The sequence below is a fragment of the Celerinatantimonas diazotrophica genome, from assembly GCF_004339545.1.
Lineage (GTDB): Bacteria > Pseudomonadota > Gammaproteobacteria > Enterobacterales > Celerinatantimonadaceae > Celerinatantimonas > Celerinatantimonas diazotrophica.
Map to the genome: position 1 here is coordinate 177,738 of NZ_SMGD01000017.1, position 15,764 is coordinate 193,501.

A 15,764-nucleotide genomic window follows, 5' to 3' on the forward strand; every position below is an offset into this window, starting at 1 on the left:
AGTGGCAGATAACAATTATGTCAAATTGGTACACTCAGCGAGTTTAATGGCAACCTTGGTTGCGCTTTTATTATTGATTATTAAAAGTGCTGCGTACTGGCTTACCGGGGCCGTGAGTATACTCGCCTCACAAGTCGATTCGTTAATGGATATTGGCATGTCGCTGGTTAATGTTTTTGCGGTTCGTTATGCATTACGTCCGCCTGACAATGAACATCGCTTTGGTCATGGCAAGGTAGAACCGATCGCTGGATTAGTACAAGCCGGATTTATCGGTGGGACAGGGATTATTCTATTTTATACTGGGGTTGGTTCACTGTGGAGTCCCAAACCGTTGACATCGACTTCAGTGGGGATCATTGTCATGATCATTTCCACTGTCGCAACAGCCTTACTGGTTGGTTACCAGATGTATGTGGTTAAAAAAACAAATAATCAGGTGATTCATGCCGATTCATTGCACTATTGCATTGATATTTTGATGAACCTCGCGGTGATTGTTGCGTTAGTGTTAGATCGTTGGGGATGGTCATGGGCTGATGGTGCCTTTACTATTGCGATCGCGGCTTATGTGCTGCATAGTGCTTGGCGCATTGGTTTTGATGCTTTTCAGCACCTATTGGATAGAGAACTTGATGATTCGACCAAAGCCGCTATCCGGGAAATAGCACTCGGGGTGGATGGCGTTGCTGGTCTGCATGATATGCGGACTCGGCAAGCAGGACAAATTAAGTTTATCCAATTTCATATCGAGCTCGCAGATGACTTATCACTGATAAATGCACATAGCATTAGTATGCAAGTTGAGCATAAATTGCAAGCGAGATGGCCAGAAGCAGATGTGATTATTCATCTTGATCCTCTTTCAATTGTCGAACAAGAGGTCAAATCCGGGTATCATTTTTAAACGAATGTTGTGTTGTCTAAAATGTGAAGGGAAAAAATAAGTCATTATGATACTTACTCGCCAACAAGTCTGGGAACAAATTGTCATTGAAGCCCGAGAGCTTACGGTTGATGAACCGATGCTGGGTTCGTTCTTTCATGCGACTATTTTAAATCACAAAAGCTTGCGCTCGGCGTTAAGTTTCCAGTTGGCGAGCAAGCTTGATAGCACGACGGTTCAGTCGATTGTACTTCGGGAGATCATTGAAGAAGCCTTTCGTAGTGAGACGGATATTCTAGATGCGGCGGCAGCCGATATTGTCGCGGTCGTCGACAGAGATCCTGCGGTGGCTCATTACGCGATTCCACTTTTATATCTTAAAGGATTTCATGCTCTGCAAGGTTATCGCGTTGCCCATTGGCTTTGGAAAAATAATCGTCAGTCATTGGCCAGTTATCTGCAAAATCAAATTTCTGTGGTCTTTGGCGTGGATGTCCATCCGGCCGCCCAAATCGGTCGTAGTATTATGTTGGACCATGCCACCGGAATTGTAGTTGGGGAAACGGCCATTGTTGAGGACGAAGTGTCTATTTTGCAGTCTGTCACTCTCGGTGGGACAGGGAAAGAAAGTGGTGATCGTCATCCGAAAATCCGCCGGGGTGTATTGATTGGGGCCGGGGCAAAAATTCTTGGTAATATTGAAGTGGGCAGAGGTGCGAAAGTCGGCGCCGGAAGTGTGGTATTACAAGATGTTCCCGAGCACACAACTGTGGCTGGGGTCCCGGCAAAAATAGTGGGCCGTCCAGAGTGTGACAGCCCAGCAAGTACGATGAGTCAGTCTATCTAGTTTTTCTGGTCAATCAGTTGAAATCTAGGACAGCTTTGGCCGTCTTTTTCGGCCAACTGATTAAATAAGCTCAAAGGTCGTACCCACAGTTGCCGTTCGCCATATAATGGTCGATAGATCACCATCCATTCTTCGGTTTCACTATGGCGGGCAATGTCTAAAACTTCGTAATTATTTCCTTTAAAATGGCGGTAGATGCCGGCTTTGGGAATGTTGTTTGGTTTTTCATCAGATGACGATGCGCTCACGCTGAACTCCTTGTTGACTTGCCGCGACAAGGGTATGCTTCGAGCAAGCCGTTAATCTTATTATCGCACGTTTATTCTACTTGATAGGAGCAGCTATGTCGTTTGAATTACTAGAAGAGCTGGAAGCTAAAATCCAGGCCGCAGTGGAAAATATTGAATTATTGAGAATGGAAATCGATGAACTTAAAGAACAAAACAGTCAACTGAGTGATGAGAATAATCGACTCCATCAGGAACAACAAGCCTGGCAAGATCGCTTAAAATCACTGTTGGGACGTATCAACAACGTGAATTCAGAAGAATAATCGTTTATTCAGGAAAGTAAAAAATAGCAGCCTCGTAGCTGCTATTTTTTTATTTATTCCAAATCAAGCGTATCGGGTGAGAGAATGATTCCAGTGGTGTCAGCGTATAAATGATCTTCAGGTAAGAAAGTCACCCCACCAAAGTTAACTGGAACGTTAATTTCCCCATTTTCATCTTCAAAATCGGCTCCTACAGGAATAGAGCCCATCGCATGCACGCCAATATCGAGATCTTCAAGTGCATCGACATCTCTGATACAACCATAAACGACGATACCTTCCCAGCCGTTTTCCAGTGCTGTTGTTGCCATTGCTTCATCGATTAAGGCTCGTCGCATCGAACCGCCGCCATCGATCAGCAATACTTTTCCTTCCCCATCTTCCTGAATGACTTGGTTGATGAGTCCACTGGCTTCAAAGCATTTGATCGTAACGATAGAGCCGCCAAATGAAGTTTGACCGCCGAAGCTAGCAAATATGGGTTCAACCACATCAACTGTGTCTGCATAGATGTCGCATAATTCCGATGTGTTGTATTCCATAATAAGATCTCGTTGCTTGATGACATATGGCCCAAGTATAAACCCTAAGTTTCCGTTTTCAATTGAAAAAATATGACGAAACGATAAGAGCATAGGGGAATCAGCGTTTCTTCACAAAAATTTAGGTTTTTTCTCGCTGCAGTGAATCTGTAAGCGACTTAAAAACGGAGTGTTAAGAGCACCAGAGCCGTGTTGTTGTTAGCAAATAAAAATAGCCGGCTTAAGCCAGCCAGCTATGAGTGGATGCTATTTGTTCTACAAAATGAAGCGAGTTAAATCTTCATCTTCAACCAGTTCGCCGAGATGTTCATTGACATATCCAGCATCAATGGTGATGGTTTGACCATCATGATCGGCGGCACTAAAGCTGACCTCTTCCATTAACCGTTCCATGACTGTATGCAGTCGGCGTGCACCGATATTTTCAGTGCGCTCATTGACCTGCCAAGCGGCATCAGCAATCCGTGCAATTCCATCATCTGTGAAATCAATGTTCACATTTTCAGTTTTCATCAGAGCTTTATACTGCATGGTCAGCGAAGCATTCGGCTCAGTTAAGATCCGGACAAAATCACTCGAACTCAGTGCATTTAAACTGACGCGAATCGGAAGACGACCTTGCAGTTCTGGAATAAGATCCGATGGTTTGGAAACTTGGAACGCTCCGGAGGCGATAAACAGAATGTGGTCGGTTCGAACCATGCCATGTTTCGTATTAACTGTTGAACCTTCTACCAAAGGTAAGAGGTCACGTTGCACACCTTCTCGACTTACATCAGGCCCTGAGGACTCCCCGCGTTTACAGATTTTGTCAACTTCATCAAGAAAGACAATCCCTTGGTTTTCAACCGCTGCGAGTGCCTTTTCTTTGAGTTCTTCTGGGTTTAGTAGTTTGGCGGCTTCTTCCTCGGTTAGCACTTTTAACGCATCTTTAATCTTCATTTTGCGTTTTTTGCCATTCTGCTGACTGCCCAGGTTTTGGAACATGCTTTGTAATTGGTTCGTCATCTCTTCCATTCCGGGGGGAGCCATAATTTCAACTCCGACCTGAGGCTGAGCGACTTCTACTTCAATCTCTTTATCATCGAGCTGGCCTTCTCGCAGTTTCTTGCGGAAAACCTGTCGAGTATGATTGTGGTTTTCTTTTTCGCTATCGTCATTCCAACTGGATTTTGCTGATGGCAATAGCACATCAAGCACACGTTCTTCGGCATGTTCTTCGGCGCGATAACGCACTTTTTCCATTTCCAGTTCACGGGTTATTTTCATGGCAACGTCAGCGAGATCTCGAATGATTGTGTCGACCTCTTTGCCAACGTAACCGACCTCGGTGAACTTAGTTGCTTCAATTTTAATAAATGGTGCATTCGCTAATTTAGCCAAGCGGCGGGCAATTTCAGTTTTACCAACCCCAGTTGGACCAATCATCAAAATATTTTTAGGTGTTACTTCTTGACGCAGTTCTGGGTCAAGCTGCATACGGCGCCAACGGTTACGCAATGCAATGGCAACTGCTCGTTTGGCTTCGGCTTGTCCAACAATATGGCGGTCAAGCTCAGATACGATTTCGCGAGGAGTCATTTCAGACATGATGGGATCCTGTAAATGATTTGTTTATTCGATGTCGAGTTCTTCGATGGTCTGGTTGGCATTGGTATAAATGCAGATACTTCCAGCAATGGTCAAACTCTTCTCGACAATGTCTTTAGCGTCCAACTCGGTATTTTCTAACAGCGCTAATGCCGAAGCCTGTGCATAGGGGCCACCAGAACCCATCGCAATGATGTCGTGCTCTGGCTGTAAAACATCGCCATTACCGGTGATGATGAGCGAGGCGGTTTTATCAGCGACCGCTAAGAGTGCCTCAAGGCGTCTCAGGGCGCGGTCAGTTCGCCAGTCTTTGGCAAGCTCTACAGCCGCTCGCATTAATTGCCCCTGATGCATTTCAAGTTTCGCTTCAAAGCGCTCGAACAAAGTAAACGCATCTGCTGTGCCACCAGCAAAACCAGCTAAAACTTGGCCGTTATAGAGCCGGCGAACTTTACGGGCATTGCCTTTCATGACGGTATTACCCAAGGTAACTTGACCATCACCGCCTAGCACAACTTTATTGCCGCGACGCACAGATACAATAGTAGTCACAATAAACCTCTCTGTTGCTGAATTAGATCGCGTTACGATCAGCAGATAATGATGTGGATATGGGGCAATGACACCGCTTTTTCAAGGGGAAATGCTTACTGAATCGATACAAGAATAACAAAAATTTTAGAATGAACACGAGTTGACTAATTTCTAGCCGGTTGTCCTTTTGTAAAAAGGGTAGTAAAAAGGGCTGTTTTATCCAGCCCTTGTTGCCCAAAGTGGTTAAATCTTAGCGGTCACTTCCAGTTCCAATACCATAGCTGACAACCGTTAATGCCATTACGCTGCAACAGATGGCGGTCACTGTCGGCTGAGCGGCGAGTTTTATAAGGGCCCAATACAACTCGGTACCATACGCCATTTTTTCCTTCGCTGCGTCGAACTTGGCTTGAGAGGCCGGTAAAGGCAATTTGAGCCTTCAATTTATCGGCATCATCACGATTACGGAACGAAGCACACTGCATCTGGTATTGATGCGTTGATTCTTTCTGTTTTGGAACCTTTACCTTAACCTGCTTATTTTCCAACTCTTCAATGTAGGCAGGCACCTTGGGTTGTTTGGGTAACGGTTTGAGCGTAACCGGTTTGCTTGCCGCAGGAACCACTGCTGTTGGTAACGGTGCCCGTTTGGTCGCGGAATTATTAATTTTATAAAGCAATGTGACAAATGCGATAATTGCAATTAGCAGTAGCACAAGAGCCCCGAGTGGAAAGCGCCGTTTTGGCGCTGGTTTTTTGCCCCTCGGGTGCTTTTTATTGTTCTTGGGCTTGCGCCCTACATAATCCCTCGCCATCGTTGTTTACATCCGCTCTAAGGTGTTAATTCCCAACAAGGCTAGCCCTTGTTTGAGCACTTTGGCGGTTAATGCCGCTAATTGCAAGCGAGAAGCTTTAACAGAATCGTCAGCTGAAAGAATTGGGCATGCCTCATAGAAGCTCATAAACAGTCCGCTTAAGTCGTATAGATAGTTACATAACAGATGTGGCATCCCTTTAGCTGCGACCTGATGAACCACATCATTAAATGCGATAAGCTGTTGAGCCAGTGCTTCTTCTTGTTCTTGATTCAGCTCTAATGAGGCTTGATGTTCTTGTAATGTCACCCCGGCTTTACGAAAGATGGCACAGATGCGGGCATACGCATATTGCAAGTATGGTGCTGTATTGCCGTTAAAAGCGAGCATATTGTCCCAATCGAACACGTAGTCGGTAGTGCGGCTTTTGGATAAATCAGCATATTTCACAGCAGCCATCGCGATGGTGCGTGCCACCTGTTCTTGTTCCTCTAGAGATAAATTACTACTGCGCTCTTTAATCATTTCACGGGCACGGTTTTCAGCTTCATCTAGCAAATCGCGTAGTTTTACCGTGCCACCGGTCCGTGTTTTAAATGGCTTACCATCTTTGCCAAGCATCATGCCAAAGGCGTGATGTTCCAATGAAACCGATTCAGGGACATAGCCAGCTTTACGGACGATGGTCCAAGCTTGCAATAAATGCTGATGCTGACGGCTATCGATAAAGTACATCACACGGTCTGCTTTGAGCGTTTCATAACGATATTTCGCGCAAGCAATATCGGTAGTGGTATACAGGTAGCCACCATCTTTTTTACGAATGATCACACCCATCGGTTGACCATCTTTGTTTTTAAATTCCTTTAGGAAAACGACAGTCGCACCCTCATCTTCGACGGCAATGCCTCGTTTGAGTAAATCGTCAACAATACCTGCCAGCATGTCGTTATAAAGGCTCTCACCCATGACGTCTTGTTTGGTGAGTGATACGCCCATCCGGTCATACGTTTGCTGATTATGGTTCAGCGTGATGTCAACCAGCTTACGCCACATAGTATGGCAGTATTCATCCCCCCCTTGCAGGCGAACCACATAGTTACGGGCTCGCAGGGCAAACTGCTCATCGCTATCATAGCGCTGCTTGGCTTGACGGTAGAAACTTTCTAAATCGGCCAGACTAATATGGGTAGGGTCGATGCCTTGCTCTTTGGCGAGATCTTCTAAATTGGCAATGAGCATCCCAAACTGGGTGCCCCAGTCACCAATATGATTGGCTCGAATCACATGATTGCCGAGTGCCGCTAAGACCCGAACGATCGCATCGCCAATAATGGTTGAGCGAATATGGCCGACATGCATCTCTTTGGCGACGTTTGGCGCTGAGTAATCAACTACCACGTTTTGATGTTGATCTTGGACAATCCCCAAAGTTTTAGACTGCGCCATCTGTTCAACCTGACTGGCTAGCCATTGGCTGTTCAGATAAAAATTAATAAATCCGGGGCCGGCGATCTCAGTTTTTTCAACTAAGTTACTGTTGGGCAGGTTATCGACAATCAACTGCGCCAAGTCACGCGGCTTATGGCCGGCAGGTTTGGAATTCACCAGTGCAAGATTAGTCGCCAAATCACCGTGGCTTTTATCTTTGGTTTTATCGACCATGATGCGAGCATTCAAATCACTAGGAAGCAGTTCCTGTTGTTTGAGTTGATCGATGGTTGCTTCAAGTAGTTTTACGATGAGCTCTTTCATGGTTGGATTTTTACCTGTCTGGCTTATTCATTCGTTTAAATTTGAGGGCGAACATTTTACCGTCAAATGCAACGAAACACTACAGCTAACCGATTTCTTATTGAAGTTACATCATATCGATCGGGTCAATGTCTACTGACCAGCGAACTCGCTTCGCCGCGGGTAACTGCTCAAGATAGTCGATCAGTATGCTGATGAGCTGATGCAGATTTTTGCGCGCATTGGCTTGAATTAACTGTTGTTGGCGAAATTTTCCGGCTCGTTTCGGCACGGGCGCTTCGTTAACCGGAAAAATCCAGCAGCCACTCTGTTGGTGTTGCTGAGCAAACTGTTCTAGCTGTTGGCCAAGGGTATTCAGGTGATTCAATGAGGTAGCTTCAAATCGCAGTAATGCCTGGTAACTAAAAGGGGGGAGGTCGGTGAGTTTACGCTCAGCCAGAGCAAAGCGAGCAAAATGCCCATATCCATTATTAATCAGATCCTGTAATAATTCGTGTTCAGGATGGTGAGTTTGCAAGTAGACTTTGCCAGCCATTCCTGAGCGACCAGCACGTCCGGATACTTGAATAAACAGCTGTGCAAGACGCTCTGAAGCGCGAAAGTCACTACTAAATAAAGCATGATCGATATCTAAAATAGCCACCATGGTGACACTCGGGAAATGGTGGCCTTTGGCCAGCATTTGGGTGCCGATTAAGATTTGGTGTTGGTTTTGTGTGATCTCTTCAAGCACCTGATCGAGCGCCCCTTTGCGTCGAGTACTATCCCGGTCAATTCGCGCTATCGAAACATCGGGAAATAACTGTTGTAGTTCGCTCTCAATTTGTTCGGTACCGATCCCGGTAGTTACCAGATGTGTAGAGCCGCAATGTTGGCACTGTTTGGCAATGGCCCGCTGACTCCCACAATGGTGGCAGGCCAGATGTGGTGGATGGTGGTGTAAAGTATACGGGCGCTCGCAGCGCTCGCACTCAACCACTTGGCCGCATTCATGGCACAAGAGCGCGGGGGCATAACCGCGGCGATTTAAAAACAGCATCACCTGTTGCCCCTGTCCTAATGTGTCTTGCATCGCCTTGAGCACCTGTGGCGATAACCCTGCCCGGAGCGGTTGGGCACGGATATCAACTAATGCATAGCTAGCGACACTCGCCAGCCCTGCACGTTCTGTTAATTCAAGGTGCTGATAGCGGCCAATTAATGCATTGTTGAGTGTTTCTAATGCAGGAGTCGCGCTGCCCATGACAATTGGGATCTGTTCAAGCTTGGCACGCATGAGAGCAACATCACGCGCATGGTAGCGAAAGGTATCCTGTTGTTTAAAAGAACTGTCGTGTTCTTCATCAATGATAATGATCCCTGGGTGTAACATTGGCGTAAATAAAGCGCTGCGAGTGCCAATAATTATCGCCGCATGAGCATCTTTGGCCTTTAGCCATGCAGCGCAGCGCGCCTTATCATTCAATCCTGAATGTAAAATAGCCATGGGCAGGTTAAAGCGCTTTTCAAATCGCGCGATAGTCTGAGCAGTCAAACCTATTTCTGGGACTAAAATCAATGCTTGCTGTCCGGCTTTTAAAATAGGCTCTAGGATCTGTAGATATACTTCAGTTTTACCTGAACCGGTGATCCCATCCAGTAAAAAAGGTGCAAATTGTCCCGCTTTACTATTAATCGCCGCAACTGCGATGGCTTGCTCGCGGTTGAGTTTTAGAGGCTGTTCGGCTAACTCAGCAAGCGGTTCATAGTGTGTTAGTGAGCTGCTAAGCTCGGTGGGTTGCACATAGTGATTGCTCGCAAGCGTACTGAGGATGGACTGAGTAATACCAGCTCTAAGAAAAATTTCGTGAGCTACTTTTCCTTCATGCTCAATGAGCAATGCCAGCGCTTGATTTTGGCGGGGAGCTTTGGTGGTGTGTTTAAGTTGTTGATAATGGTGCTTGCCGGCGTCGGTCAGTTGCCAGGCTTTGACTGTAGGATGCTTCGCCAATTGCCCTTGACGCAGTAATTTGGGCAGCGACTGCAGATAAATATCACCCAAGTTATAGTGGTAATAACTGGCTGCCCAGCGTAATAACTGATGTAATTGGCTATTCAGCAGCGGTTGTTCATCGAGTATCGCTTCAATGGGGCGTAGCTTCTCAAGTGCAATATTCGTTTCATCTGGCAATTCAATGACGATTGCGGTCATATTGCGTTTGCCGAACACCACTTGCACCCGAGCGCCAATGGCTGGGGTTGGTAACTGCTCGGGAAGCAAATAATCAAAACTGCGACGAATGTGCGTTGCCAAGACCACTCGAACCAAGCGCATTAGCACCATCCTTGGTCAATCAAGATATTTGGCTTTTTGCAGATGGGATTTAATGGTTGTTTGGCATTCATGTAAAGCACCTGAGTCATAAGATAGTCAACAGATAAGCAATGCAGTGTATTGGCTTTTATAATGTCAGTCTAACGGCTCTTGGCGGTTAAAACTTATAATTGTCGATCAAGGGCTAATATAGGGTGGTAACGGTGAAAAAAACACCATAAAAGCATTGCGGCCAAGAGCTTGATCCGTTAATATTCGCGCCCTGAACTAAAGAGTATATACTCTTTTTTATGATTAATGTTTCGTGTGGTGTCTGGCTTCGGGCTTGATAGCGACACGGCCTGATTATGAGGTTTCCCATGAAAACTGGCATTCATCCAGAATATGCAGAACTTGTTGCCACTTGTTCTTGCGGTAACGTGATTAAAACTCGCTCAACTCGTGCGGGTAACATCTCTTTAGATGTATGTGACAAATGTCACCCATTCTACACTGGTAAACAACGCGTAGTTGATACTGGTGGCCGAGTGGATCGCTTCAACAAACGTTTCGGTAAATTTGCTAAGTAAATCGAACCGTTGCGACAGATACGTTGCCTAAAAGAGTAATGATTCTGTGTGAAACGAATTGTAAAAGTCTGATGTGATGCATCAGACTTTTTTTATTGTTGTATTTCGTCCGATATCATGCCCTTCCTCTTGCTTAAGAACATCTAAATATTTCTAAAAAGTCCCATGACTTTAACAATGGAAAGAGCGGCAACGCGTGTTTAAAATCTGTTGAATGGGAACGTCGTGAAATGTTTCTCCTGATTCGCAGAACATATTAGTGACTGGAATCGACTATCCGTTAATGGGATGGTGACTTGTTTATTCAAAGTTAGCACCGTTTTTGAACATGGAGTTCTTATTTGCTTATCGGTGGTGGTGTTGCGGAGTGTTTGCCGACCTTGGATGAATGTTTAGATAGCCGCAAAACGGCTATCTTAGTTCTATAAAGGTTTATTTAACGGTTACTTCGGCGCATTTGGGATAGTTGTGATACCCCAGTTGAGATGATACGGATGAGGCCGCTTGATGCAGCATTTCAATGTATTCATCTCTGCGATTTTCTTCAAAGCGAATGGTTGGGAATGAAATACTGATACTGGCAATCACAACACCAAAACGGTCAAAAACGGGCACAGCTAAACAGCGTAACCCTTCTTCTTGTTCTTCCCGGTCTTCCCCGACCACATTTTCTCGGACAGTTGCCAGTTCATCCATCAACTCTTGATGATCTGTGATGGTATTGGCTGTATGTGGTTCAAATTTGATGGGATCTAAAATTTGCCGAACCTCTTGCTCATCGCGATAGGCCAATAAGACTTTACCAATCCCCGTACTATAAAGAGGGTTTCGGCGGCCGATACGGGAATACATGCGTAAGTTATAGCGCGAATCTATTTTGTGAATATAGATAATAGCGTCATCATCAAATGCCCCTAAGTGCAATGCTTCACCGGTTTTTTCGGCAATCTTACGCATTTGCTTATCAGCCAGTGCAATTAAATCGACATGCTCTAGTGCTTTTGAGCCCAACTCAAATAACTTGAGGGTTAAAGCATATTTTTCACTATCTTCTTCTTGAGAGACGTAACCGATTGTCTTCATCGTTTGCAAAAAACGATATACCGTACTTTTTGACATCATGAGTTTTTGTGCAATCTCAGTGATCCCGATTTCTCGTTGCTCTCCTAATGCTTGCAAAATACCAAATACTTTGAGCACGGAGGATACAGATTCGACCTGTTTAGCTGCTCCCATTATCTATACCTTTTCATTCAGATTCATAGTTTATGAATATTGTAGGAAACGAACTGCCTGATAAACGCAAAATCACACGTTTTTGCAGGAGATAGGTTAAGGGTACGATATTTTTTAAATTTTATAAAACATGATTTTAGCGGTCTGCATTCCATATCAAAAGAAAATATGTGAGCCATCTCGACAAAATATATTATAAATAAAAACATAATTTTAAATTATTTGAAATAATGTTTTTTAAAATTTATAGTCATTGGGAATGACATTCGTTTTTATATGTCTAATTAAAGAACATGTAAGGGAAAACGGTATGCTTTTAGATAAGTTTAATTTGGCAGGGAAAGTTGCCATTGTTACTGGCTGTGACACTGGGTTGGGGCAGGGAATGGCGTTAGGTTTAGCTCAGGCTGGTTGTTCAATTGCAGGGATTAATATGTCTGAACCCTGTGACACGATGGCCAAAATGAACGAAGGTGGCCATAACTTTTTAGATATTCGGGCGGATGTATCAGATACATCGTTATTTGACAGTCACTTAGACAAAGTGATCCGTGAATATGGCAAGGTTGACATTTTGGTGAATAATGCCGGAATTATTCGCCGTCAGGACGCGATCGAATTTACACAGAAGAACTGGGATGATGTGATGAATGTTAATATTCGTGCGGTTTTCTTTCTCTCACAAGCGGTTGCGCGCCAATTCATTAAGCAAGGCCATGGTGGAAAAATCGTCAATGTTGCCTCTATGCTCTCTTTCCAGGGCGGTGTTCGTGTGCCTTCTTATACGGCCTCTAAAAGTGCGGTGATGGGGGTGACACGTCTGCTGGCGAACGAATGGGCGAAACATAATATTAATGTCAATGCGATTGCCCCTGGGTATATGGCAACGAATAATACGGCTGCGCTGCGTGCCGATGAAGAGCGCTCTAAGGAGATCCTTGATCGCATTCCAGCAGGACGTTGGGGTGCGCCTGAAGATGTCGCGGCTCCTGCTGTCTTTTTAGCTTCTGCTGCGGCCGATTATATTAATGGTTATACAATCGCTGTGGATGGGGGCTGGCTGGCTCGCTAAGTCTCGAATTGGAAGATATTTCTATTTCTCAACGCTGCGATGAACGCAGCGTTTGGTCTTCTACTTTGGGAACTTTTTTCTTAATTGCCGGTCATATCAATGGATGGAAAACAAGTTTGCCAGTTACATTTTAGTATTTGCTAATGTTATTCATTATCGACTTTACTAGGCTGCTTATGGGTTAATCGTTATAGTTATACCCATTGAAGGTGGTATAATCGATAATTGTATTCAATAGCGATTCTCTGCCTTAGGATGTCATTGGAAATGGTGAAATTGACGTGGTAGACTCGTTTGATAGTACTCTGGTCAACTAAATAATCCGTTGAGGTTAGGTAGGTATGAGCGATAATTTAACGTCTATGGCTTTAGTCCCGCAAGGCAGTATTGAAGCCTATGTTCAGACTGTTAACAGCATTAAAATGTTAACAGAAGAAGAAGAAAAGGCGTTGGCACTGCGTTGGTGGGAAAAAGGTGATCTCAAAGCTGCTCGGCAGTTAGTAATGTCTCATCTTCGCTTTGTAGTGCATATTGCTAAAGGCTATTCAGGTTATGGTTTGCCGCAGTCTGATCTAATTCAGGAAGGCAATATTGGCTTGATGAAAGCCGTTAAACGATTTGATCCTCATCATGGGGTTCGTTTGGTCTCTTTTGCTGTGCATTGGATCAAAGCAGAGATCCATGAATATGTACTTCGCAATTGGCGGATGGTTAAAATTGCCACCACTAAAGCGCAACGCAAACTGTTCTTTAATTTGCGTAAATCAAAAAAACGTCTTGGCTGGTTTAGTCAGGATGAAATTGAGACCGTTGCTGATGCATTAGGTGTGTCTCGTCGTGAAGTTGTCGAGATGGAGTCACGCATGTCTGCTCAAGATCAAGCGTTTGATTTGAGTAATGATGATGATGAACGAGAAGGTAGTTTTGCCCCTGTTCAGTTTCTGGAAGATAAATCATCGGATATCGCCCAGAGTATTGAGCAAGATAACTGGCAAGGCTATACCGCTAGCAAACTGTCTAGTGCTTTAAATACGCTGGATGATCGCAGTCGTCATATTGTGACTCGGCGGTGGTTGGATGAAGATAAAGCCACCCTGCAGGAATTGGCCGACGAATATAGTGTTTCGGCCGAGCGTATCCGTCAGCTGGAAAAAAATGCGATGAAAAAATTGCGTCAGACGATGCAATTGTAAACGACATTTGTCATAGAATTTTAAAAAACCCTGCTCATTCTGAGTGGGGTTTTTTATTACTTATTCGAGCAAAATATCACCATTAACTTCTGTTGGAACTTTCTTTATACTCAGTACATCAACCATCACTACGGCTCGAATATGGATAATCAATTAGACACCAGCCAGGTCAGTTTTATTGTCGATACGCAAGGTCATCGTCAGGCGGCTATTATTCCGATGAATATGTATCAACAGTTACTGGCATTGCAGCAATTGCTTGATGAGGAAGGTGCTGGGAGTCAGTTGCAGGCGGATTTTCACTTTGAAGTGAAACAAGCGAAAGCCTATGGTTATCCTGTTGGCAGTAAAACTCGCCCAAATTTTGTTGTCACTAAAGGCTCGACTGCCAATCTAGGATTAACCGATTCGATGCGTCCGGCCGTACGGGAGTTACGCGCCCAATTACTAGCCGATTTTGTGCTAGTTGAAGGGCCCGAGAACTATGAGTTTTTACGTGATTATCAGTTCGCTAGCCCTAGCCTTGCGGCTTGCCTAATTGCGGGCAATGCCCGCAGTGGTTTAGATGCTTGGCACGATCAATGGGGGCGAACTTTAAAAGATCGGGGATATGGTAAAAAACGACCGACCCCGAAAAAGACTAAATCATCGTAACTGCACATAAGGGGTATATGTAAGTCCTAAACTTTCAGCTACGGTCGGGTGTGTGAGTTGTCCGCAAAAGATATTTAGCCCCGTTTGTAATTCATGGTTGTTTTTAAGTGCATCGAGACCATGATTTGCCAGCTGTATAATATAGGGCTGAGTGACTTGATTAAGTGCCAGTGTTGATGTTCTGGCTACTGCAGCGGGCATATTCGCAACGCAATAGTGCACAATGCCATCGACTAAATAGGTTGGGTTCTGGTGAGTTGTTGGCGTAGAAGATTCACAGCACCCACCTTGATCAATGGCTACATCAACAATGACTGCGCCATCTTGCATATGGGTCAGATAGTTCCGTGGAATGAGTTTGGGCGATTTAGCCCCCGGGATGAGTGCGCCACAAATCACTAGATCGGCGTCACACAAAGACTGCTTTAGTGTATCTGTATTGGCATATCGAGTCTGGATCCGGCCATGGTAAAGGTTATCGAGCGCGCGTAGGCGCTGTACATCTTTATCCATGACAAGCACCTGTGCGCCCATGCCAAAGGCGATGTAAGCAGCGTTGCTTCCCACTATACCGGCGCCTAAAATAACCACTTTGGCCGCTGGAACTCCGGCCACTCCACTTAACAAAACCCCGCGTCCTGAGTGACTTTTTTCTAATGCATTTGCCCCGGCTTGTACCGAGAGCCTTCCCGCGATTTCTGACATGGGTAGCAGTAGTGGCAATTGCCCGGCGGCATTAGTGACTGTTTCATAACTGATACAAGTGCAGCCACTTGTTAGTAATTCCTGGCAGAGAGTGCGATCGGCGGCCAGATGCAGATAAGTAAAAAGTATCTGTTCACTATGCAATTGGGCACGTTCAATGGCTAATGGTTCTTTGACTTTGACGATGAGTTCACCATCGGCAAAAATATCTGAAGGGTTATCGCAGATCATCGCGCCAGCTTGCTGATACTCTTTATCCGTAAAGCCACTGCCTATTCCAGCACCGCGCTCGATTAATAGTTGGTGGCCCGCTTCAACGAGTTCTCGAGCATTACCTGGGGTTAGTCCAACGCGGTGTTCTTGGGGCTTGATCTCTTTGGGGACTCCAATGCGCATACTGATTTCCAATTTTTATAAAGGTATTAGAAACCTATAGTTCAGCGCTTGCTATTGTGCTCATCACTAATCGATGAATTGTGATCCAAGTGAAAAGTTACTC

General features: G+C 45.0%; 16 protein-coding genes. 7 read left to right on the forward strand and 9 right to left on the reverse strand.

The annotated features are described in order from the left end of the window. Window position 1 precedes the first annotated feature (1 nt). Complete coding sequence (locus EV690_RS16490; protein ID WP_224054976.1) at window positions 2-907, forward strand: cation diffusion facilitator family transporter; 906 nt, start codon at window positions 2-4, stop codon at window positions 905-907. Between the two features lie 46 nt (window positions 908-953). Further along, a complete protein-coding gene (gene cysE / locus EV690_RS16495; protein ID WP_131914118.1) occupies window positions 954-1,733 on the forward strand; it encodes a serine O-acetyltransferase in 780 nt (259 codons plus the stop codon). Here cysE and EV690_RS16500 read toward each other — a convergent pair. Further along, complete coding sequence (locus EV690_RS16500; protein ID WP_224054977.1) at window positions 1,730-1,981, reverse strand: DUF1653 domain-containing protein; 252 nt, start codon at window positions 1,979-1,981, stop codon at window positions 1,730-1,732. The genes cysE and EV690_RS16500 overlap by 4 nt on opposite strands. 95 nt (window positions 1,982-2,076) lie before the next feature. Between EV690_RS16500 and EV690_RS16505 the strand changes: the two genes are divergently transcribed. Beyond that, window positions 2,077-2,286, forward strand: coding sequence for a cell division protein ZapB (locus EV690_RS16505; RefSeq protein WP_131914119.1), 210 nt, complete (start codon window positions 2,077-2,079; stop codon window positions 2,284-2,286). Between the two features lie 53 nt (window positions 2,287-2,339). Here the strand turns inward: EV690_RS16505 and rraA are convergent, their stop codons facing one another. The 6 genes from rraA to priA form a co-directional block, all read right to left on the reverse strand. Further along, on the reverse strand, window positions 2,340-2,828 hold the full coding sequence (gene rraA, locus EV690_RS16510) for a ribonuclease E activity regulator RraA (RefSeq protein WP_131914120.1): 489 nt from the start codon (window positions 2,826-2,828) through the stop codon (window positions 2,340-2,342). A gap of 255 nt (window positions 2,829-3,083) precedes the next feature. Then, window positions 3,084-4,418, reverse strand: a complete 1,335-nt coding sequence (gene hslU, locus EV690_RS16515; protein ID WP_131914121.1) for an HslU--HslV peptidase ATPase subunit — start codon at window positions 4,416-4,418, stop codon at window positions 3,084-3,086. Between the two features lie 24 nt (window positions 4,419-4,442). Next, window positions 4,443-4,970, reverse strand: coding sequence for an ATP-dependent protease subunit HslV (hslV, locus tag EV690_RS16520; protein ID WP_131914122.1), 528 nt, complete (start codon window positions 4,968-4,970; stop codon window positions 4,443-4,445). 239 nt (window positions 4,971-5,209) lie between these two features. Next, complete coding sequence (locus EV690_RS16525; protein WP_165872790.1) at window positions 5,210-5,668, reverse strand: SPOR domain-containing protein; 459 nt, start codon at window positions 5,666-5,668, stop codon at window positions 5,210-5,212. Window positions 5,669-5,773: 105 nt separating this feature from the next. Then, complete coding sequence (argS, locus tag EV690_RS16530) at window positions 5,774-7,522, reverse strand: arginine--tRNA ligase (protein WP_131914124.1); 1,749 nt, start codon at window positions 7,520-7,522, stop codon at window positions 5,774-5,776. A gap of 106 nt (window positions 7,523-7,628) precedes the next feature. After that, entirely contained in the window at window positions 7,629-9,836 is a 2,208-nt protein-coding gene (priA, locus tag EV690_RS16535) for a primosomal protein N' (RefSeq protein WP_131914125.1), read from the reverse strand. Between the two features lie 359 nt (window positions 9,837-10,195). On the opposite strand from priA, the gene rpmE reads away from it, so the two are divergent. Beyond that, window positions 10,196-10,405: a 50S ribosomal protein L31 gene (gene rpmE, locus EV690_RS16540; RefSeq protein ID WP_131914126.1), complete on the forward strand. Its 210-nt coding sequence runs from the start codon at window positions 10,196-10,198 to the stop codon at window positions 10,403-10,405. A 432-nt stretch (window positions 10,406-10,837) separates the two neighbouring features. Here rpmE and kdgR read toward each other — a convergent pair whose 3' ends face one another. Beyond that, entirely contained in the window at window positions 10,838-11,641 is an 804-nt protein-coding gene (gene kdgR / locus EV690_RS16545; RefSeq protein ID WP_131914127.1) for a DNA-binding transcriptional regulator KdgR, read from the reverse strand. A gap of 310 nt (window positions 11,642-11,951) precedes the next feature. Here kdgR and kduD point away from each other — a divergent pair, with 310 nt between their 5' ends. From kduD to EV690_RS16560, 3 genes are all read left to right on the forward strand, one after another. Further along, window positions 11,952-12,713 (forward strand): 2-dehydro-3-deoxy-D-gluconate 5-dehydrogenase KduD, encoded by a 762-nt coding sequence (gene kduD, locus EV690_RS16550; RefSeq protein WP_131914128.1) that lies wholly within the window; start codon window positions 11,952-11,954, stop codon window positions 12,711-12,713. A gap of 341 nt (window positions 12,714-13,054) precedes the next feature. Then, window positions 13,055-13,906, forward strand: a complete 852-nt coding sequence (gene rpoH / locus EV690_RS16555; protein WP_131914129.1) for an RNA polymerase sigma factor RpoH — start codon at window positions 13,055-13,057, stop codon at window positions 13,904-13,906. A 141-nt stretch (window positions 13,907-14,047) separates the two neighbouring features. Continuing rightward, window positions 14,048-14,560 (forward strand): DUF4357 domain-containing protein, encoded by a 513-nt coding sequence (locus EV690_RS16560; RefSeq protein WP_131914130.1) that lies wholly within the window; start codon window positions 14,048-14,050, stop codon window positions 14,558-14,560. Here the strand turns inward: EV690_RS16560 and ald are convergent. Next, entirely contained in the window at window positions 14,552-15,661 is a 1,110-nt protein-coding gene (gene ald / locus EV690_RS16565) for an alanine dehydrogenase (RefSeq protein ID WP_131914131.1), read from the reverse strand. The two genes, EV690_RS16560 and ald, sit on opposite strands and share 9 nt — an antisense overlap. Between the last annotated feature and the right edge of the window lie 103 nt (window positions 15,662-15,764).